Genomic DNA, 21,353 nt, shown 5'->3' with positions numbered 1-21,353 from the left:
GGCGTTCTCGTTATTCATTCCTTAAAATTCCATCGGTACTTCCATCAGCAGCAGTTCGGCATTGCTGTCGGCGCTGATTTCCAGCTTGTCGGTTTCCCAAATGCCGAATCCGTCGCGCCGGTGCAGGGCCTGGCCGTTGATGGTCACATCGCCCTCCAGCACGAAGGCGTAAACGCCGTTGCCGGCTTTTTTCACGGTGTAATCAGTGGCGAAGCCTTTATCCAGATTGCCGAGGTGAAACCAGGCATCTTGGTGGATGTGCGGGTTGGTGCCATCACCTTCCGGCGATACCACTTGCAGCAGCTGGTTGTGGCGGGCTTCCGGTGCAAAGGTCTGCTGGCCGTAAGCCGGCTTGATGCCGCGCTCGTTCGGAAACACCCAGATTTGCAAGAACTTCACTTCTTGGTTGGCATTGTGATTTTTCTCGGAGTGGGCTACGCCGGTGCCGGCGCTCATCACCTGCACGTCGTGCTGGCGGATGACGGTTTTGTTGCCCATCGAGTCCTGATGCTCCAAATCGCCAAAGAGCGGAATGGAAATGATTTCCATGTTGTCGTGCGGGTGCTTGCCGAAGCCCATGCCGCCTGCCACGGTATCGTCATTCAGCACGCGCAATGCCCCGAAGTGCACGCGGCTGGGATTGTTGTAGCCGGCGAAGCTGAAAGTGTGAAAGGAATTGAGCCAGCCATGGTTGGCGTGGCCGCGGGTGTTGGCAGGATGCAGAACGGTGCGGGCCATGATTGAGGCGTTGAATTAGTGTGTTCGTATGACAAATGTACATACATTTAATGTCTATACATTATTCATAGAAAAAAAGTTTTCTCGCTTTCATTATTTGCAAAAGGAGCAGGCACCGGGCGAGCAGCCGGTACCTTTGCCCACAACCATTCCCTGCTTCTGCACCCATGATTCGTACGGTTATTTTCGATATGGACGGCGTCATCATCGACACCGAACCCAGCCATCACCACGCCTTCTTCACGCAGTTTGCCGAACTCGGCATTCCCGTCACGGAAGCCGAATACGCCACTTTCCTGGGCAAATCGACGCGCAACGTCTTCCAATTGCTCAAACAGCAATACGGCCTCTCGCAGACCGTGGAAAATATGGTGCTGCGCAAGCGTGAGTTGTTCAACAAGTCCTTCGACGAAGACGCCAGCCTCGACCTGCTGCCCGGCGTGCGCACCCTCATCGAAGACCTGCGCCGCCACGATGTGCAGCTGGTGGTGGCGTCCTCCGCCTCCAAAGCCACCATTGCGCGGGTGTTCGACCGCTTCGGGCTGGGGCCGTACTTCGCGCACCGCGTCAGCGGCGAAGATTTTGTGAACTCCAAACCCGACCCGGCCATTTTCCTGCACGCGGCCATGCTGGCCCACACGCCCGTTACCGAGTGCATCGTCATTGAAGATTCGGCCAATGGCGTGGCCGCGGCCAAGGCGGCCGGTATCTACTGCATCGGCTACGCTAGTGAGCACTCGGCCGGACAGGACCTGCACCTGGCCGACCGAATTATCCAGCATTTCTCGGAACTAACCGCGCCGGAAATTGAGGCCATTGAGCCCAATAGAACATAGGTTACCAAATAAATTGCTGAACAGGCATTGACGTGAGGGAAGGAGGCGCAGTTTTTGCGCAGGCGGTTATCTCGCCTTTTCCTTTCTGCCTTATGCCCAATCTTACCCCGATTACTCGATTTGTGGCCGGCCTGCTGCTGCTGGGCCTACCCGTTACGAGGTTGCGGGCCCAGCAGCTCGACCCGACTTTTCACCCGCCCGTATTTGTAAACCCAGCGGTTCAGAATTCGGTGACGATTAGCAAGGTGCTGCGCCAGCCCGATGGCCGCTACCTCATTTCCGGCGGCTTCCAGTCGGTCGATGGCCACCCCAGTGGCGGCATTGCCCGCCTGCTACCCGACGGACACGTCGATACCACGTTCACTTGCACTAGCAGCGGCTTTTTGCTGGCTGTGCAGCCTGATGGCAAGTTGCTCGTAAATAATTATAGTGCGGTTCCGCCATCCGGGCATAGGCTCTCCCGGCTGTTGCCGTCGGGGCAACCCGATGCGGCTTTCCACCCCGCGTTGCAACGTAGTGGCCTTTTCGACCAAGTATTGGTGCAGACCGATGGCAAAATCCTGCTGGCCGGAATGGTCACTGACTCGCTGGGCCGGAGCGGGCTGGTGCGCCTGTTGCCCAGCGGCCGGGTCGATGCCTCGTTCATGGCCTCTTTTCCGGTTGGCAATGCCTACACCAGTTTGGTGCTAGAACCCAATGGCCGGATGCTTTTCGCTTCGTGCGCGTTTGATGCGCCGAGCACCGGAACTTTGGTCACGCGGCTGTTGCCAAGCGGGCAGGTCGATGCCTCTTTTGCCTACACCTCACCGCAAGCCATCCAAATCGGCAAAATAGCCTTGTGCCCGGGCGGCACTTATGCCATTGGGGGGCTAATGGGAGCCAGTGGGCAGGCCGTGGGTAGGCTGCTGCCTTCGGGTGCACTTGACGCTGCTTTCCCATTCTCGCTCCCGTGCACCAGAATGTCCTTTGGGTTTAATGTAGTAAATCCGGTAGGGGCGCTGGCTGTGCAACCCGATGGCCGAATTCTGGCTTGCGGGGACCTACTTGCTATTCGCCATGACGTTACGCTGCTCCGCACCCAGCCACAAGGTGGAACTGACGTCACCTGGAACCCAGATTATTTCTATTGGCCCGACTCGCTTTTCGGTACCGTGCCCGTTTACAATGCTGCGCGGGTAAATGATTTGCTGGTAGAGCCCAATGGCAAGCTACTAGTGGCCGGTCGATTTTCGCAAGCTGGCGGTGTGGCGCACAATGGGCTGGCCCGCCTGCTAGCCGCAACTCCGCTGGCTACTCGGCAGTCTGAAAAGGGACCGTCGGTAGAGGCTTGGCCAGTACCCGCGCACAACCAATTACAGATTGCCCTGGCAGGTGACGTTTCCACTCAGCAGATAACGCTGCTGAATATCACCGGCCGCATTGTGCTAACCCAGCAGCCCACGGCTTCAACTACAACCATAAATACGGCCGCGTTAGCCCCCGGCCTCTACGTGCTGCAGGTTTGCCAGGCCGATGGCACGGCCACCACGCGCAAAATCGTGTTAGAATAATCCCGCGAGTATTGGCATCAGAACCGCGCCAGCTCCTGCGGTTCAAACGTCCATTCCGGCGTATTCACCTCCGCCGCGTTGGCATCGACGGCGAACCACGGGCTGGCGTTCCAATTTTCGTGCAGCACATGAATGTTTTGGGCTGGCATGTAGCTCTGCGCCAGCAACATAAATTTCTGGTGCGTGGCGGGGTTTTCGGCCACGTCTACCACCAGCACGGCGTGGCCGGGCGCCCCGCCGTGAATGAGCACATCGCCGGGCTGAACTGCCGTCAGGGGCACCGGCCGCAGCTCCCGACTCAGCGAAAGCGTACCCGCATAGCCAAACGTGGGAATAAGGTAGCGCGCCAGGGCGGCGTGCGTGGGGGCCTCGGCCGGCCGGGTGGCGGGCGTCACTTCCTCGCCGCGCACCTTGAAGGTTTTGCCGGCTACAAAGTCAGAAAACCAGAAATCATAGCCCGTAGTCAGGTGAAAATGCACCTTTTTAGGGTCGTGGCTGAACACGTACTCAGCCCGCAGGCGAATAACCGCATCGGCGCACTGCTGCAGGTCCTTTGTACCCACATCGATGTCGACCACGGCGGCTACCACTTCGGGCCGGTCCTTCAACTCGCCGTTGAACAGCCGCGCCCGAGTGCCAGCTGGCCGCAGCGGCAGCCACCGCAGCCACTCGCCCCAGGAGCCGGGCGCTACTGCCACCCGGCGGCACCCGGCCGGGGGAGCAAATCGCCCCGCCAGCGTCTGCGATGCGCTGCCAGCCTGGGCCAGCCAAGGGTAGGAGAGTCCCTTTGGGCGCCCCGTACCCGCTGGCGCTTGCTGCTCATTGTCCGGCGGAGCGGTAGAGCAAACTGGGCCCGTCAGCAGGAGCAGCACCCCAACTGGCAACATAAATCGACGTGTACTCATCAGGGCGGTAAGTAACAAAAAAGCCCGCAAAGAGCGGGCTTTTTAGATATAGAAGCTGTTTTGAAGGTCGGCGGCACGCGGTCCGACGCCGTAGGCGTCCGACCGGTTGTTAGTCGACGGTCGAACGGGAGTGGTTCTGGCGACGACCGGTCAGACGCCTACGGCGTCGGACCAGCAAACGACATCCTACTTAAACAGCTTCATAGAGGCCACGCCGAAGGTGGGTCATTATTTTGCCTTGGCAGTAGCTTTCTTGGCTGGCGCCTTTTTGGTAGCGGGCTTTTTGGCCGCGGCTTTCTTCGCAACGGGCTTTTTCTTGGCCGGAGTATCCACTTTTTCTTCCTTGGCGGCGGGGGCCGCTTTTTTGCCGAAGCGGCCACCTTTGGCGGGCTTATCTGGCGTGGCATCGGCTAGTTCAATGCAGCGTTCCAACGTCAATTCCGTGGGCTCCTCGCCTTTGGGAATTTTCACGTTCTTCTTGCCCGCCACGATGTACGGCCCGAACCGGCCGTTCAGCACCTGAATGTCCGGGTTTTCGGGGAACGACTTGATGAGGCGCTCCGCGTCGGTTTTGCGCTTGTTCTCAATCAGGGCCACACCTTCTTCGGCGTTGATGGTGTGCGGGTCCTGCTCCTTGGTGAGCGAGTAGAACTTGCTGTCGTGGCGGATATAGGGACCAAAGCGGCCGAGGTTGGCCGTCATGTCCTTGCCCTCAAACTCGCCCACTACGCGCGGCAGCTTAAACAAATCCAGTGCCTCTTCCAGCGTAATGCTCTCGATGAACTGACCTTTGCGCAGGTTGGCATAGGCGGGTTTCACCTCTGGGTCGGTGGTGTCGCCCAGCGCCACGTAAGGGCCGTAGCGGCCCAGACGGGCCGTGATTTTCTCGCCTGTTTCCGGATGCACCCCGATTTCGCGGGTGCTGCCCAAGGTGTTGCGCTCAATGTCCTGCCCCGCCTCAATGGTTGCGTGGAACTTGTCGTAGAAGCCGGTCAGCATCTGCGTCCAGTTTTCGTGGCCATTGGCAATCTGGTCGAACTCGTCCTCCACCTTAGCCGTGAACTGGTAGTCCACAATCACCGGGAAGTGCGCCACCAGGAAGTCATTGACCACCATGGCCGTATCCGTCGGGAACAGCTTCGCTTTCTCCGCCCCGTAGTTCTCGGTTTTAACCTCGGTTTGCACAACATTGCCGTCCAGCGTCAGCACGTGGAACTTACGTTCTTTGCCCTCGCGGGTGTCCTTCTCCACATAGCCGCGCTTCTGCACGGTGCTGATGGTTGGGGCGTAGGTCGAAGGCCGGCCGATGCCCATTTCCTCCAGCTTCTTCACCAGTGAAGCTTCCGTGTAGCGGGCCGGCGGCGCCGAGAATCGCTCTGTGGCGTTCAGCCGCTGCAAGGGCAAATTCTGGCCCACGCTCAGCGGCGGCAGGCCGCGCGAGAAGCTCGATTCGCCGTCTTTTGCATCGTCTTCGTCCTCGTCGTCCTTGCTCTCGGCATACACTTTCAGAAAGCCCTCAAACGTGATGACCTCGCCCGTGGCCGACAGCGTAACGCCCGGCTGCGTGCTGATGCCAATCACGGCCGTGGTGCGCTCAATCACGGCCTCTGCCATTTGCGAGGCCATGGCCCGCTTCCGAATCAGGTCGTACAACCGCTGTTCCGACGCATCGGAACCCGCTTTCACCGCCCCAAAATCGGTAGGGCGAATGGCTTCGTGGGCCTCCTGGGCCGAGGCGGATTTCGTCTTAAAGGTGCGGATTTGATGGTACTCGGCGCCGTAAGCAGCCGTAATGGCGGCTTGCGCACCCGCCAGTGCCTCCTGCGACAGGTTCACCGAGTCCGTCCGCATGTAGCTGATTTTACCAGCTTCGTACAGCTTCTGAGCCACACTCATCGTCTGCGCCACCGAAAAGCCCAGCTTGCGCGAGGCTTCCTGTTGCAGCGTAGACGTGGTGAACGGTGCGGCGGGGCTGCGCTTGCCCGGCTTCTTGTCCAGGCTTTCAATCTGATACGTAGCGCCCACGCACCGCTCCAAAAAAGCTTCGGCATCGGCGCGGGTTTTGTAGCGGGTCGGCAGCTCGGCTTCCAGCACGGCACCGCGGCCGGCATCGAAACGTGCCACTACCCGGTAGGCGCTGGCACTCAGAAAGCTGGCTACTTCGCGCTCCCGCTCCACCACCAGCCGCACGGCCACGCTCTGCACGCGGCCGGCCGAGAGGCCGGGCTTCACTTTTTTCCAGAGTACGGGGCTCAGCTCGAAGCCTACGAGGCGGTCGAGCACCCGGCGGGCCTGCTGGGCATTCACCAAATCCTGGTTCACCTGCCGCGGGTTGGCAATGGCTCCCAAGATGGCATTTTTGGTGATTTCGCGGAATACGATGCGGCGCGTTTTGGCGTCGGGCAGGTTCAGGGTTTCGGCCAGGTGCCAGCTGATGGCTTCACCCTCGCGGTCGTCGTCACTCGCCAACCAGACGGTTTCGGCTTCTTTCGAAAGTTTTTTGAGCTGGGCAATAAGCTCGCGTTTATCGGCCGAAACCACGTACGTCGGCTTGAAACCATTGGCAATGTCAATGGCGTTGTTGTCTTTTGGCAGGTCCCGCACATGGCCGTAGCTGGAGCGCACCACGAAATCCTGGCCGAGGTAGCCTTCAATGGTTTTGGCCTTGGCCGGCGACTCGACGATAACTAAATTCTTGACCATGTGGGCGATTAAGGGGTGACGGCAAGCTGAAAGGGGTAGTGGGTGGTGAAACGGCCAGCCGGGCTGAAAAGTTAAACAGGGCGCAAAGATGCCGGATAATTCTCAGCGTTGGCGCAAGCCGCAAGAATCTGGCCGCAACCTGAGCCCGTCAACAGAATAATCCCCCAGCAGAGTTCACGTCCTCATTATTGCCTCATGCGCCGCCAATACCTTTGCTTATTCGCGACGAAGCCCCGTACATTCGTCCTCCAATCCGATTCCCTTCCCATCCGTTCCCAATCATTCTTATATGGCTTCTCCCAAGAATCCGCAATCTAAGCCCGGTCGGACCTCCACCGACGCTACCTCGGATATGGATACCGGTGGAACGCCGGATTCTGGCGCGGTGTCGCCTCTCGATGTTGTTCGCACCAATAACGACCTAACCCGCAAGAAAGGCAATTCGCGCGGCTCCATCGATACCCAGGACCCCGGCTACGTCAACGACCAACTCAACCGCGTGCTCTTCGCCCTCGACGCCTTTAAGAAGGGTGACGTATCGGTGCGGCTGACCAAGCAGAACGACGACATCTTCGCTGAAATCGCCGAGGCCTACAACTCGATGGTGGACATGATTGCCGGGGTAGGGGGCGAGGTGTCGCGCATCTCGAAAGTGGCCGGTGTGGAGGGCAACCTCAAAGCCCGCGCCTCTTCGGACGGTGCCGCCGGCTTCTGGCGCGACATGGTGAACAACATCAACGGCCTCGTGGACAGCATTGCCGTACCGGTATTGGAAGTAGGCAAGGTATTGAAGAACATCAGCCGCGGCAACTTGGACGAAAGCTTCCAGATTCCGGTTTCGGGCGACTTCAAGCTGATGGCCGAAACCATCAACAAAACCATTGACAACCTCAACATCTTCGCCGGCGAGGTAACTCGTGTGGCGCAGGAAGTGGGCACCGAAGGCAAACTGGGCGGCCAGGCATCGGTACCGAACGTAGGCGGCATCTGGAAAGACCTGACCGACAACGTAAACAACATGGCCTCGAACCTCACCGTGCAGGTGCGGGACATTGCCAACGTGGCCACGGCCGTAGCCAAAGGCGACCTTTCGCAGAAAATCACGGTAGACGTAAAAGGGGAGTTTTTGCAGCTGAAGCAGAACCTGAACCAGATGGTGGACTCGCTCAACCTGTTTGCCGGCGAGGTAACCCGCGTGGCCCAGGAAGTGGGCACCGAAGGCAAGCTCGGCGGCCAGGCCAGCGTGCCCAACGTGGCCGGCGTGTGGAAGGACCTGACCGACAACGTAAATAACATGGCCTCGAACCTGACTTCTCAGGTACGGGATATTGCCAACGTGGCGACTGCGGTTGCTAAAGGCGACTTGTCGCAAAAAGTAACCGTTGACGTAAAAGGCGAGCTGCTTCAGCTGAAGCAGAACCTGAACCAGATGGTGGACTCGCTCAACCTGTTTGCCGGCGAGGTAACTCGTGTGGCCCAGGAAGTAGGCACCGAAGGCCGCCTCGGTGGTCAGGCTGTGGTGCCCAACGTGGCCGGTGTATGGAAAGACCTGACCGACAATGTGAACTACATGGCTAGTAACCTCACCAGCCAGGTACGAGACATTGCCAACGTGGCCACGGCCGTAGCCAAAGGCGACCTGACCCAGACGGTGACCGTCGATGTAAAAGGCGAATTCCTGCAGCTAAAGCAGAACCTGAACCAGATGGTGGACTCGCTCAACCTGTTTGCCGGCGAGGTAACCCGCGTGGCCCAGGAAGTGGGCACCGAAGGCAAGCTCGGCGGCCAGGCCAGCGTGCCCAACGTGGCCGGCGTGTGGAAAGCCCTCACCGACAACGTAAACGACATGGCTGCGGCCCTCACCTCGCAGGTACGGGACATTGCCAACGTGGCCACAGCGGTAGCCCGCGGCGACTTGAGCCAGAAGATGACGGTGAACGTGAAGGGCGAAATCCTGGAGTTGAAGAACATCCTCAACCAGATGGTGGACTCGCTCAACATCTTCGGTGACGAAGTAACCCGCGTGGCCCGCGAAGTAGGCACCGAGGGCAAGCTCGGCGGCCAAGCCGTGGTGCCCCGCGTAGGCGGCACCTGGAAAGAGCTGACCGACAACGTAAACACGATGGCCAGCAACCTGACGAGTCAGGTACGGGACATTGCTAACGTGGCCACCGCTGTATCAAAAGGTGACTTGTCGCAGAAGATTACAGTAGATGTAAAAGGCGAGCTGCTGGACCTGAAGGACAACCTCAACCAGATGGTGGACTCGCTCAACATCTTCGCCGGCGAAGTAACCCGTGTGGCGCGTGAAGTGGGCACAGAGGGTATCCTCGGTGGTCAGGCCAACGTGCCGAAAGTGAGCGGAACCTGGAAGGATTTGACGGACAACGTGAACACGATGGCCTCGAACCTGACCTCGCAAATGCGTGACATTGCCAACGTAGCAACGGCCGTGGCTAAAGGTGACTTGAGTCAGAAAATCACTGTAAACGTGCGCGGTGAGCTGCTCCAGTTGAAGGAGAACCTCAACGAAATGGTGGACTCGCTGAATACCTTCGGCGACGAAGTAACCCGGGTGGCGCGCGAAGTAGGTACCGAAGGCAAGCTCGGCGGCCAGGCCAAAGTGCCCAACGTGCGCGGCACGTGGAAAGACCTGACCGACAACGTGAACACGATGGCCAGCAACCTGACGAGTCAGGTGCGGGACATTGCCAACGTGGCCACCGCCGTATCGCGCGGCGACTTGACGCAGAAGGTGACAGTGGACGTGAACGGCGAGCTGTTGGACCTGAAGGACAACCTGAACCGAATGGTGGACTCGCTCAACATCTTCGCCGGCGAGGTAACCCGCGTGGCGCAGGAAGTGGGCACCGAAGGCAAGCTGGGTGGCCAGGCTGCCGTGCCCAACGTAGCCGGCACCTGGAAGGACCTGACCGATAACGTAAACTACATGGCCTCCAACCTCACCACGCAGGTGCGGGGCATTGTGAAAGTAGTAACCGCCGTTTCGAAAGGCGACTTGACCCAGAAGCTCACGCTGCAAGCCAAAGGCGAAGTAGCCGAGCTGGCCGACACCATCAACCGCATGGTGGACGACCTGAACCGCCTCGCTTCGGAAGTCAGCCGCGTGGCCAAAGTGGCTGGGGTAGAAGGCAAGCTGACCGAACGCGCTACCGTGGGCGGCGTGTCGGGCTCCTGGAAAGAACTGGTGGACACGCTCAACGCGCTGATTGAGAGTATCGCCTCGCCGGTACTGGAAGTATCGCGGGTGGTACGGGCCATCTCGGAAGGCGACCTGACCCAGCGCGTGGAAGTGCCCACCACGGGCGACATTCTGGCCATGGCCAACGCCCTGAACCTGGCTGTGGAAAACCTGAACGAACTGCTCGGCGAAATCAACGAATCGTCACAGATTGTGGGAACCTCTTCGGAAGAAATGGCCGGTAAAGGCCAGGAAATGAGCCGAGTAACCGTCGATGTGGCCTTGGCCATGCAGCAGATGGCTGAAGGCGCCCAGAATCAGGCATTGAAAACCGACCAGGCCTTTAAGCTGATTGAAGAAATCATGCAGGCCACCAAGGAAACGGCCAATAAGGCCGACGTGGTGAACAAATCGGCTATTTTGGGTGAGCAGACCTCACAGCTCGGTCTGAAAACGGTGGCCGAAGTGGTGAAAAACATGGAAGAAATATCCAGCGCCGCTTCCCAAACCTCGCGCACTATCGAAGTGCTAAGCACCCGCTCGCAGGAAATCAGCAAGTCGCTCGGCGTGATAACCGACATTGCTTCGCAGACCAACCTGCTGGCTCTGAACGCCGCCATCGAAGCCGCCCGTGCCGGAGAAGCTGGCCGCGGCTTCGCCGTAGTAGCCGAAGAAATCCGAAAGCTGGCCGAGGGCTCGCGCAAATCGGCCAACGAAATTGCCACGCTGGTAGAGGACGTTAAGAAGGATACGACCTCGGCCGCCACGGCTATTTCGACCATGGAAAACCGAGTACTCAAAGGCAAGAACGCCACATTTGAAGCCAGTTCGGCCTTTAAGAACATTGCCACCAGCAGCGGCGAAACGCTCCGCACCTCTCGCGACATTCTCACGGCTACCGAGGTGCAGAAAACTTCGATTGGCGACGTGGTGAAGTACGTGGAGGAGGTGGTAGCCATTGCCGAGCAAACGGCCACCGGCACGCAGCAGGTAGCCGGCACGGCCAAGCAACTCTCCACGGCCATGCAGGAACTGACGACCAGCTCGCAGCGCCTGACCGACATTGCCGACGACCTGCAGGCCGGCCTCGAAACCTTCCAGCTCAGCTCCTACGAGCCGGAACCCGAGCCGCTGCCGGTGCGCCGACCCTTGACCCGCGACAACTATCGCACCCGCGAACCCTACGTAGCTACCCCCACACCGCAAAGTGGCATGGCCGCCCGTCGCGCCCAGCGCCAAGGCGAAGTTGCCGCTGCCGAGAATGCACGCCAAGGCGCTACAAACCGTCGCTCAACTCGGTCCGAGCCAGCCGCAAGTCCTGCGACGGCACCCGCTGTAGTGCGTCGGGAACGTACGGCTCGCATTGCGGCCGCGGCAACTCCTGAACCCCGCTCAACCGCCAGACCTACAAAAAAAGCCGCGCCGTCGGAAAATGGCAGCTCCCCCCAAAATGGACAGGCGGCTAAGGGTGGCGCGAAGTCGAAAGCCAAGACCAAGTAATTTCTCAAACCAATCGTTGACCCATTATCGTCTACCGCATGGCTGAGATTGAACTAGCAACCCCGACCCCCAAAGCCGAACGCGCCAAGCCCACCGAAATGGTGCAGCTTATCGTGTTCCGGCTGGGCGATGAGGACTACGGTATTCGCATTGAGCAGGTGAAGGAAGTAACCGTAACGCCCGAAGTGGCCCGGATGCCCAAAACCCCGCCGTTCATCAAGGGCATTGCCAACCTGCGCGGCGACATCATTGCCATCATTGACCTGGAGGAGCGGTTTCGGCTGCGGCCGGCCGGCCGGCCCCTGCCCGAGCGTAGCTACACGGTGGCCGTAGAAGCCGCCGACTACACCCTGGGCCTGGTGGTGCGGGAAGTGCCCCGGCCTTTCACCCTGCCCCTCAGCCAGATTGAAGCAGCGCCCGAATTTGTGCAGGATGCCGGCACCCGCGACAAATACCTTGAAGGCATTGCCAAGCTGCCCGAAGGAGGAATAATCATTGTGCTGGATATGCGCAAGCTGCTCACCCCAAGCGAGATAATGCGACTTCCTGGTCGAGCCGCATCTAAGTAGCTTTCAGCCCGTACAACGCGTGGCTTGGTCGGTCGACCAGCTACCCTCCCGATATCATACTCATGTCACCCAATTCCATGAATAAGCGCATCCTCATCGTCGACGACTCTTTTTACATGCGCACGATGCTCAAAAACATGCTCACCGATGCTGGCTACGAAGTAGTAGGCGAGGCAGCCAACGGTGCGCAAGCCCTGGAAATGGCTGCTTCGACTACTCCCGACCTCATCACGCTCGATGTAATCCTGCCGGATAACACCGGCCTGGATGTTCTCAAAAGCCTGCGCCAAACGCAGCCCGCAACCAAAGTGGTGATGTGCAGCGCGGTGGGCCAGGAAGTCATCGTGACCGAAGCCATCGAAAATGGTGCCCTGGCTTACATCGTGAAGCCGTTCTCGGAAGAGAAAGTGTTGGAGATTGTGGGTTCGGCGCTGCAAAATGACGCCTCAGAGCAGCCGGCGTAAAGTGCGCCCTCAATGCTCCGTGGTACAGCTGACCTTCGTCGGAAACGACGGGGCTTACCTGTGCGCGGTGCTGAGATGGAGAACTAAAACAATCAATTTCGGCCAATGAAAACGCGCGACCAAGAATACCGGGAGCTGTTCATGGCCGAAGCGTTGGAGTATTATGACTCCATGAGCCGGCACCTGAGCGAGCTGGAACGCAACCCAAATGCCGGTCCGGCCCTTAATGAGCTGTTCCGGCTGATGCACAACCTCAAGGCCAACGCCCGGGCCATGGGTTTCAATGACTTGGGCGAGGTGGCGCACCACTTGGAAACGCTCTTCGGGCTGATTCGGGACCAGGAACGGACGTTCAGCGGGCCGCTTATCAAGGTCGTCTTTACCGGGGTTGATGCGCTAGGCAATATGATTCGGGCGGTGGGCGCCAACCAGCCGCTGCCCGACGCCACCGCCTTGCTCGATAACCTCGACCGCCTTGTGCGCGGCGAAGCACCCATTTTAGATGAGGCCGATGCTCCAGAAACCGAGGAGGAGGCCAATAAGAAAATGGAGCTTTCGGACCTGGTGTATATCCAGGTGAAAAAGCTTGACAATCTGCTAAATCTGGTAGGGGAGTTGGTAATTGACCGTGACCGGGTAATGACCCTGGCCCAGGAAATCGGCAACCCGGCGCTACTCGCCACTGCTCAACACCTTTTCCGCATTTCCGATGACCTGCAGTACAGCGTAATGGACGCCCGGCTGGTAGGGGTAGGTGTGCTGTTGAACAAGTTTCCACGCGTGGTACGCGACGTGGCGTCGGCCGAAGACAAGGAAGTAGAACTCACGCTGAGCGGTCAGGATGTCCAGATTGACCGTAATATTCTGCAAATCATTACCGATGCTTTGTTGCACTTGGTTCGCAATGCCGTCAGCCACGGCCTCGAAACCAAGGACCAACGTCATAAGGCGGGCAAATCGCCGATTGGCCACCTCACCCTTTCGGCAATGACCGAGCGCGACGATGTGCTCATTCAGGTCCGCGACGACGGGCGGGGCATCGATACCGAAGCCGTGCGGCGCAAAGCTGTGGAGCGCGGGCTGACCACTGCCAACGCAGCAGCCACGCTTGACGAGCAAGCGGTGTGGGCCTTCTTGTTCGAGCCGGGCTTCTCGATGGCGCAGCAAGTGACCGATATTTCGGGCCGGGGCGTGGGCCTGGACGTGGTGAAGCTGGCCCTCGACTCGTTGGGCGGGCAGTTGCGGGTCGAGTCGCAGCTGGGCGTAGGTACTACGTTTACGCTGGTGCTGCCTACTTCTATTGCCGTGAAAGGCGCTTTGCTGGTGGAGCTGGACGACCGGCCTTACGCCGTGCCGCTGCTGCATACCGATACGGTACTAGCCCTGCATCCCGGCCAGATTTCGATAGTGGGTGGTGTACTCGTAACCCATTTTCAGGAGCAAGCGGTACCATTGGTGCCGCTACGTCAGCTGCTGCACGACGAAGGCGACGAACTCCTGCCGCTAGCCACCAAAGATGACATGACCGGCGCCCAACAGGTATTGGTCGTGAACTACAACAACCGCCGCCTGGGCTTGCTGGTGGACCGGTTTATCCGGCAGCAAAACATCGTTATCAAGCCCCTGAGCAAGCCTTTAGATACCATTGACCTTTTTGGAGGCGTGACCTTACTCGGCAGCGGACAAGTGTGTCTGGTGCTCGACGTGCCGGCGCTCACCCGCCTTTTTCTTGCCAAACGCCCCTAGTTTTCCTTTCTTTCACTCCAGTCCTCGCAGCTGCACATTCCCTTATCTTTGACGTTATGGATTTATCGATGACTGACTTAGAGCGTGATATAATCCGCGAGATTTTGAACATCGGCCTGGCTCGTGCCGCCGATTCGTTCGCCGTTATTGCCCAGGAGCGTGTGCTGTTGGAAGTGCCGAACATCGACCTGCTGGTCAGTGACGATATCATGCGCAAAGTGCGGGAATATCAGGCCCGGCACGTCGCCATTCAGTCCGATATCCGGGGTGATTTCAACGGCACGACCCTGATGTTCTTCTCCGGCCAGCACGTGCAGCGGCTTTCGCGTGTCTGTTTGCGCATGCAAACCTCCGAAACCCTGGATGTGAATGAGCTTCAGGAATCCTTGCTGCTGGAAATCAGCAACATCATTACCGGTGCGCTGGTCACCCAGTTGGCCAACATCTTGAAAGCCAATATCTACGGGGCGCCTCCAACGGCTCCGCACGGTGACATTGCAGCAACGCTGCAGAACCTGCTGCCTGCCCAGCAATTGCAGCCGCTCATCTTCTCCGTCATCACTCAGTTTTCGGATAAGGACAACATGGTTGAGCTGCCGCTGATGCTGTTTTTTGACCGGGTGACTTTCGTAAAAATCCTGGATATTATCCGGAGCTACGACTTCCTGGGAAGCCAAATGTCGGCCTAAAAAGGAAAGCTGGGCTTTCGGGCCTGTAAAATCCTGATTCGGTTGCCCGCCAGTGCTGCATTTATCGAAGTCGGTTTCGGCCGCGAGCTGGGTTTTCACGTATTCCGTTTTGTAAGTTTTCAGGTGCCGCCAACGGATTTTGTCCGCTTGGCGGCCTTGGTTTTTAATACTTCTTTTACTCATTCAATCTGATGTCGAAAGCTGACACCGCTTTAGCCAAAAAAATAGAATCCTTCGACCCCAATGCCCTTGGCGATGCTGCGGGCGGCTTATTCGGGCTGCCCTTCACCCCCGAGGAGGCGCAGGTAGTGGTGGTGCCCGTGCCGTGGGAGGTGACCGTGAGCTACCGGGCCGGCACGGCCGAAGGCCCGGCGGCTATCCGCGAGGCGTCGCTGCAGGTAGACCTCTACGACCCGGACCTGCCCAACGCCTGGAAGCTGGGCCTGGCCATGGAAGAGCACGACGAAACCATTGCCGCCGCCAGCCGCCAGCTGCGCCCGCTGGCGGCCGATTACATCGGCTGGCTGGAAGAGGGCCAGCCCGAAGCCGAACACAAGAAGTTCGGCGGTGTGCCCGACCAGGTTACCGCTGAAGGCGAGAAAATGCTGAAGTGGCTGAAGGATAAAACCGGTGCCCTTCTCGATGCGGGCAAGGGTGTAGTGGTGCTGGGCGGCGACCATAGCACGCCGCTGGGGTATTTGCACGCGTTGGCCGAGCGCCACGACGAGTTTGCTATTCTGCAATTTGATGCGCACTGCGACTTGCGTCCGGCATACGAAGGCTTCAAGTATTCGCACGCCAGCATCATGTATAACGCGTTGGAACTGCCGCAGGTGAAGAAACTGGTGCAGGTCGGCATCCGTGACTACTGCCAGCAGGAGGCCGAACTCATCGAAACTTCCAACGGCCGCGTAGCGCTTTTCGGACAGCGTTTCCTGAGCGACGAAAAGTTTGGCAAGAAGTCGTGGAAGAAAGTATGCGGCAAAATCATCGCCCAACTTCCGAAGAAGGTTTACATCAGCTTCGACATCGATGGGCTGGACCCCAAATTATGCCCCGGCACGGGCACGCCCGTGCCCGGCGGTCTGGAGTTTGAGGAAGCCACGTATCTGCTGCGCGCCATTGTAAGGGCGGGCATCACCATCATCGGCTGCGACCTGAACGAAGTAGCGCCCGGCGACACCGAATGGAACGCCATTGTGGGTGCCCGTCTGCTCTACCAACTTTCCAACTGGATGGCCGTATCGCAAGGGCGGCTTGTGGCAAAGGGCATGCACGCCGAATAGGTTTTCTCATTCTAATATTTTGTTGCCATGCTTGGCTTTATCCTCAAATTCATTCTGACGGCTGTGCTGGTGTACGGCCTTAGTACCGTGCTGCCAGGGGTGGCGCTGGCGGGAGTGGGCAGTGCGGCTATTCTGGTCGTGGTGCTGGGCATTCTGAATGCCGTTGTGAAACCCATTCTTCAGATTCTGGGATTCCCCATCACGGTGCTCACGCTGGGCCTTTTTCTGCTGGTCATCAACGTCATTATTGTGAAACTTGCTGACTTCCTTATGAGCAGCTTCGATGTGCACGGCTTCCTTAATGCCTTGTTGTTCAGCATTGCCATCTCGTTGGTGAACTCCGTAGTGGATATGGTAATTGATTAACGTCGGTACCAGATGTAAAAAAAAGAGGCCTCCTGCAATTGCGGGAGGCCTCTTTTTTATTTAACGAGATACCATAATCAGATACGCCGAATATCAGCTCCCAGGGCCGTCAGGCGCTCGTCGATGTGCTGGTAGCCGCGGTCAATCTGCTCCACGTTGAGGATGGTGCTGGTGCCTTCCGCGCTCAGGGCGGCGATGAGTAGGGCCACGCCCGCGCGGATATCGGGCGAGGTCATGGTGATGCCGTGCAAGCGTTTTTGCTGGTCGAGGCCGATAACGGTAGCGCGGTGCGGGTCGCAGAGGATAACCTGGGCGCCCATGTCAATGAGCTTGTCCACGAAGAACAGGCGCGACTCAAACATTTTCTGATGAATGAGCACCGTGCCTTTGGCCTGGCAGGCCACCACCAGCACAATGCTCAGCAAATCGGGCGTAAACCCCGGCCAGGTGTGGTCCGACACCGTGAGGATGGAGCCGTCGAGGTAGGTGGCAATTTCGTAGTGGGCCTGGGCCGGAATGTAAATATCATCGCCCCGGAATTCCAGTTGAATGCCCAGCTTGCGGAAGGTGTCGGGGATGAGGCCCAACTCTGGAATCTGACAGTCCTTGATGGTGATTTCGGAGCCCGTCATGGCTGCAAGGCCGATGAAGGAGCCAATTTCAATCATGTCGGGCAGCATGCGGTGCTCGGTGCCGCCGAGACGCTCCACGCCCTGAATGGTTAGCAAATTGGAGCCGATGCCCTGGATATTGGCTCCCATGCGCACCAGCATCCGGCACAGCTGCTGGAGATAGGGTTCGCAGGCGGCGTTGTAGATGGTGGTGGTGCCTTCGGCCAATACGGCGGCCATCAGAATGTTGGCCGTGCCCGTTACCGAGGCCTCATCTAACAGCATGTGGGTGCCCGTCAGCTTACCTTCTACTTTGATTTTGTAGAAGTCGAGGCCTTCCAGCGTGAGCTTGCCGCCAAGCTTTTCAAGGCCCAGAAAGTGGGTGTCCATGGGCCGGCGGCCAATTTTGTCGCCGCCCGGCTTGGGCAGTTGGCAACGGCCGTAGCGCCCCAGCATCGGACCGAGAATCATCACCGAGCCGCGCAGTGCGCCCGCCTGGGCCACAAATTCCGGCGAATCCATGTAGTCGAGCTTCACGTTCTCGGCCTGGAAAATATAGGTATCGGTGGCCAGCTTGCCCACTTTTACGCCCATGTCGCGCAACAGCTCAATGAGCTTGTTGACATCCCGGATGTCGGGAATGTTGCTGATGGTAACCGGTTCCGGAGTCAGCAACACCGCGCAAAGAATCTGGAGCGCCTCGTTTTTGGCGCCCTGGGGCGTGATTTCGCCGCGTAGCGCTTTGCCGCCGCGTACTTCAAATGCAGCCATTCGTTAGAGTAGTTATCTCGTGTACAGGTAACATTGCCCGTCATGCTGAGCGCAGTCGAAGCATCTCTACCGCAACAGTAATCCTGTCCATTGGATTAGTTTCGCGGTAGAGATGCTTCGACTGCGCTCAGCATGACGGGCAATTGAATTAGGAAAAAGATTATTGGGGAGGCTGCTGCGGCTCCTGGCTGCGGCCTTTTTTACGCTTCTTGCCGTTTTTGCCACCAAAGCTGCTACGGCCGTCTCGGCTCTCCCGGTTATCGCGGCCTTCACGCCGGTCGCGGTTTTCGCGCTGCTGCGGCTGGGGCACGATGAACGCCGGAGTGCGGCCCGTTGGGGCGGGCATCTCAAACAAGTTTTCGGCATCGACCAAGGCGGGGTCGAGCCGGAGCTGCCCACCCGACAATTCCCCCAAATGCCGCAGAATGGTCACGTCCTTGGCGTTTTCCTTGTTGTGCTGGCGGTACAGGAACTTCATCGTCCGGCCGATTTGAACCGTGGCTTGTTCGCGTTCCGTTGGGTCCTCAATGGTAATGGCTTTGGCAATGAGGGCCTCGATGCCGGCACCGTACGCGCGCAGCTTGGGGGTTTGGCGCGGGTAGGGCACACGAGCCGGCTTCTCGGTGCGCACGGTGAGGCTGCGCAACGGCACGGGAGCATCCAGGGCCACTTCTTCGCCGGCGAGGGCGTGCAGGTGGTTCCAGAGGCGGGTTTGCACTTCGGGCAGGTCGCGCAGGGCCGGTTGCAGGCGCAGCATCAGCTGCACAATCTGGGTGGCGCGCTTGGTGCGTTCGGCCAAGTCCTCAATGTCTTTAAGGCCCAGAATGAGTTGGTAGGTGCTGTGCCCGTATTCGCGCACCAGCAATTGCAGGTGGAAGGGCAGGGAATTAATATCGGTCATAGAAAACAGGAGGGAGGCCGCCGGGGGCAGGGCTCAGGCCAAAGATACGGAGTTGAAGCGCGTCGGTTAGCAGCGGCTGGCCAGTTAAAGTCCGTCATGCTGAGCGCAGCCGAAGCATCTCTACTGGGCAAGTAATTCATTTACTATTGCGGTAGAGATGCTTCGGCTGCGCTCAGCATGACGGACTTGGCCAACACAAATTAATGCACCCGCAACTTGGCAAAGCTCAGCAGCAGCACTTTTTCGCCCACTTCCTCGAATAGAATGGTGGCCTTGGTGGTGCCTTGCTGGGTTTCGAGCGCATTCACGACCCCGAAACCAAATTTGGCGTGCTCCACGCGCTGCCCGGCTTGCAGTTTGGACGTGTCGGAAGGCGCGAAGTCGGCCGGAGCTACGTATTTCGTGGCCTGCACCTTGCGGGGCGCGGTCGGAATCAGGTTCGAGCGCCGCTCGAATACATGCTGAAAAGGTGCCTCCCCGCCACCCGGACCCGGCGCAAATTTAAAGTTAATATACTGCGGGTCAATTTCGTCCAAAAAACGACTTTTCTCGCAGCTGCGCAGGTTGCCCCACTGGTAGCGCGAGGTGGCGTAGCTCAGTGTTAACTTTTTTTCAGCCCGCGTGATGGCCACGTAAAACAGGCGCCGCTCCTCCTCCAAATCGGCCCGCGAGGTAATCATCATCTGACTTGGGAAAAGGTTTTCCTCCATTCCCACGATGTATACATTGCGGAATTCCAGGCCTTTAGCCGAGTGAATGGTCATCAGCGTCACGGCTTCGCCCTCCTGCGCGGCATCTTTCAGGTCAGAGTCCGTTACCAGCGCAATGTCTTGGAGGAACGCGCCAAGGCTTTTGTCCTCGCGCTCGGGGTCGTCTACGTATTCCTTGATGCCGTTGAGTAGCTCCTGAATATTTTCGTAGCGGGAGAGGCCTTCAATGCTTTTGTCGGCGTACAATTCCTCCAGCATGCCGGAGTTTTTGGCGATGAATTTGGCGGCTTCGAAAGCATCTTCTTTCTCCGCAATCACCATGTAGCTCTTGATTTTCTCTGCAAAACCTACTACTGGGTTCGATACCCGCGCCGGCATAAACTGGTCGGCGTGCGCCACTACCTCCCACAAGGTATGGTTTGCTTCGTCGGCCGTGGTAATTAGTTTGCTGATAGTGGTGTCGCCAATTCCGCGCTTCGGGTAATTAATTACCCGACGGATGGCCTGCTCATCATTTTGGTTAACCGTCAGACGCAAATAAGCCACCAAATCCTTGATTTCCTTGCGCTGGTAAAACGACAAGCCGCCAACGATTTTGTATTTGATGTTTAATTTCCGCAACGATTCTTCCATGGCGCGGCTTTGCGCGTTGGTGCGGTAGAGAATGGCAAAATTGTCGTAAGACAAATGCCCATTCATCTTGTCCTCAAAAATGGAGGAGGCCACCAATTTGCCTTCTTCGTTGTCGGAAGCGGCTTTAATTACTTCAATTAGCGTCCCGTCCTCGTTCTCCGAAAAAACGTCTTTGCGCAACTGCGCCTGGTTGTTTTTGATGACCGAATTGGCGGCCCACACGATATTTTTGGTGGAGCGGTAGTTCTGCTCCAACTTAAATACCTGCAATTCCGGGTAGTCTTTCTCAAAATTGAGAATGTTGGAAATATCTGCGCCCCGGAAGGCGTAAATACTCTGCGCGTCATCGCCCACTACGCAGATATTTCGCTCTTTTGCCGCCAGTTTTCGCGTAATTAAGTACTGCGAATAGTTGGTGTCCTGGTACTCGTCCACCATCACAAACCGGAACATATTCTGGTACTTATTCAGAATGTCGGTGTGTTCCTTGAACAGCACGTTGGTGTTGAACAGCAAGTCGTCAAAATCCATCGCGCCGGCCTTGAAGCAGCGCTGCTGGTACTGCTGGTAAAGCACCCCAATTTTGGGTCGGAGCGCGGCCTCGTCGTCGGCCTTGATGGCCGCGTCGTTGAGGTATTGATTCACCGAAATCAGCTTATTCTTCGCTGCCGAAATGCGGCCGAGCACCAAGCTGGGTTTGTAGAGCTTGTCGTCGAGCTCCAACTCTTTCACAATCTGGCCAATCAGGGTTTTCGAATCCTGCGTGTCATAGATGGTGAAGCTGCGCGGGTAGCCAATCTTGTCGGCTTCGGAACGCAGAATTTTGGCAAACACGGAGTGGAAGGTGCCCATCCAAAGGTTGCGGGCCGCGGGGCCGACTACCTTTTCTACGCGGGCACGCATTTCCTTGGCGGCCTTGTTCGTGAAGGTGAGGGCGAGGATATTGAACGGGTCGACACCCTTTTCGAGTAAGTGGGCAATGCGGTAGGTGAGCACCCGGGTTTTGCCCGAGCCAGCACCGGCGATAATCATGCAGGGGCCGTCGGTTTGCATCACCGCGCCGGCCTGCGACGGATTCAGGAGGGAAAGATAATCTAGTGCCATCAGCTAATTAAGCCGCCTTTAGAGCGGGTTGACAAAGGTACAGACCACCGGGCGGGAGGCGAAAGGAAT

General features: G+C 58.1%; 15 protein-coding genes. 9 read left to right on the top strand and 6 right to left on the bottom strand.

The features are described from left to right. Positions 1-21 precede the first annotated feature (21 nt). On the bottom strand, positions 22-738 hold the full coding sequence (locus JKL48_RS09440) for a pirin family protein (RefSeq protein WP_201981760.1): 717 nt from the start codon (positions 736-738) through the stop codon (positions 22-24). 167 nt (positions 739-905) lie between these two features. Here JKL48_RS09440 and JKL48_RS09435 point away from each other — a divergent pair, with 167 nt between their 5' ends. Next, complete coding sequence (locus JKL48_RS09435; protein ID WP_236668705.1) at positions 906-1,574, top strand: HAD family hydrolase; 669 nt, start codon at positions 906-908, stop codon at positions 1,572-1,574. Between the two features lie 92 nt (positions 1,575-1,666). Next, positions 1,667-3,124: a T9SS type A sorting domain-containing protein gene (locus tag JKL48_RS09430; protein ID WP_201981757.1), complete on the top strand. Its 1,458-nt coding sequence runs from the start codon at positions 1,667-1,669 to the stop codon at positions 3,122-3,124. 17 nt (positions 3,125-3,141) lie between these two features. Here JKL48_RS09430 and JKL48_RS09425 read toward each other — a convergent pair whose 3' ends face one another. Together JKL48_RS09425 and topA are read right to left on the bottom strand one after the other, a co-directional pair. Next, positions 3,142-4,029 carry a DUF4846 domain-containing protein gene (locus JKL48_RS09425; protein WP_201981756.1) on the bottom strand — a complete coding sequence of 296 codons (888 nt, stop codon included), beginning with the start codon at positions 4,027-4,029 and terminating at the stop codon, positions 3,142-3,144. A gap of 228 nt (positions 4,030-4,257) precedes the next feature. Continuing rightward, positions 4,258-6,732 (bottom strand): type I DNA topoisomerase, encoded by a 2,475-nt coding sequence (gene topA, locus JKL48_RS09420; protein ID WP_201981755.1) that lies wholly within the window; start codon positions 6,730-6,732, stop codon positions 4,258-4,260. Between the two features lie 289 nt (positions 6,733-7,021). Between topA and JKL48_RS09415 the strand changes: the two genes are divergently transcribed. The 7 genes from JKL48_RS09415 (at position 7,022) to JKL48_RS09385 (ending at position 16,554) form a co-directional block, all read left to right on the top strand. Then, positions 7,022-11,434: a methyl-accepting chemotaxis protein gene (locus JKL48_RS09415; RefSeq protein WP_236668704.1), complete on the top strand. Its 4,413-nt coding sequence runs from the start codon at positions 7,022-7,024 to the stop codon at positions 11,432-11,434. 38 nt (positions 11,435-11,472) lie between these two features. Continuing rightward, positions 11,473-12,003, top strand: coding sequence for a chemotaxis protein CheW (locus tag JKL48_RS09410; protein ID WP_201981754.1), 531 nt, complete (start codon positions 11,473-11,475; stop codon positions 12,001-12,003). A 62-nt stretch (positions 12,004-12,065) separates the two neighbouring features. After that, positions 12,066-12,467 carry a response regulator gene (locus JKL48_RS09405; protein ID WP_236668703.1) on the top strand — a complete coding sequence of 134 codons (402 nt, stop codon included), beginning with the start codon at positions 12,066-12,068 and terminating at the stop codon, positions 12,465-12,467. Between the two features lie 105 nt (positions 12,468-12,572). Then, positions 12,573-14,213 carry a chemotaxis protein CheA gene (locus JKL48_RS09400; RefSeq protein ID WP_201981753.1) on the top strand — a complete coding sequence of 547 codons (1,641 nt, stop codon included), beginning with the start codon at positions 12,573-12,575 and terminating at the stop codon, positions 14,211-14,213. Positions 14,214-14,281: 68 nt separating this feature from the next. Continuing rightward, positions 14,282-14,902: a chemotaxis protein CheC gene (locus JKL48_RS09395; RefSeq protein ID WP_201981752.1), complete on the top strand. Its 621-nt coding sequence runs from the start codon at positions 14,282-14,284 to the stop codon at positions 14,900-14,902. A gap of 191 nt (positions 14,903-15,093) precedes the next feature. Continuing rightward, complete coding sequence (speB, locus tag JKL48_RS09390; protein ID WP_201981749.1) at positions 15,094-16,188, top strand: agmatinase; 1,095 nt, start codon at positions 15,094-15,096, stop codon at positions 16,186-16,188. 27 nt (positions 16,189-16,215) lie between these two features. Then, entirely contained in the window at positions 16,216-16,554 is a 339-nt protein-coding gene (locus JKL48_RS09385; RefSeq protein ID WP_201981747.1) for a phage holin family protein, read from the top strand. A gap of 77 nt (positions 16,555-16,631) precedes the next feature. On the opposite strand, the gene murA is transcribed toward JKL48_RS09385, so the two are convergent. The 3 genes from murA to JKL48_RS09370 all read right to left on the bottom strand — a co-directional run bounded on the left by murA (position 16,632) and on the right by JKL48_RS09370 (position 21,284). After that, the gene (gene murA, locus JKL48_RS09380) at positions 16,632-17,936 is read right to left on the bottom strand and encodes a UDP-N-acetylglucosamine 1-carboxyvinyltransferase (RefSeq protein ID WP_201981742.1); all 1,305 of its coding nucleotides are present in this window, start codon (positions 17,934-17,936) and stop codon (positions 16,632-16,634) included. Positions 17,937-18,096: 160 nt separating this feature from the next. Beyond that, on the bottom strand, positions 18,097-18,837 hold the full coding sequence (locus JKL48_RS09375) for a DUF4290 domain-containing protein (RefSeq protein ID WP_201981740.1): 741 nt from the start codon (positions 18,835-18,837) through the stop codon (positions 18,097-18,099). A 200-nt stretch (positions 18,838-19,037) separates the two neighbouring features. After that, on the bottom strand, positions 19,038-21,284 hold the full coding sequence (locus tag JKL48_RS09370) for an ATP-dependent helicase (protein WP_201981738.1): 2,247 nt from the start codon (positions 21,282-21,284) through the stop codon (positions 19,038-19,040). Positions 21,285-21,353: the final 69 nt, after the last annotated feature.

Origin of the sequence: Hymenobacter rubidus (assembly GCF_016734815.1) — a bacterium.
Lineage (GTDB): Bacteria > Bacteroidota > Bacteroidia > Cytophagales > Hymenobacteraceae > Hymenobacter > Hymenobacter rubidus.
Note: the sequence above shows the minus strand (reverse complement) of the source record. Positions and strands in the feature narration are given on the sequence as shown.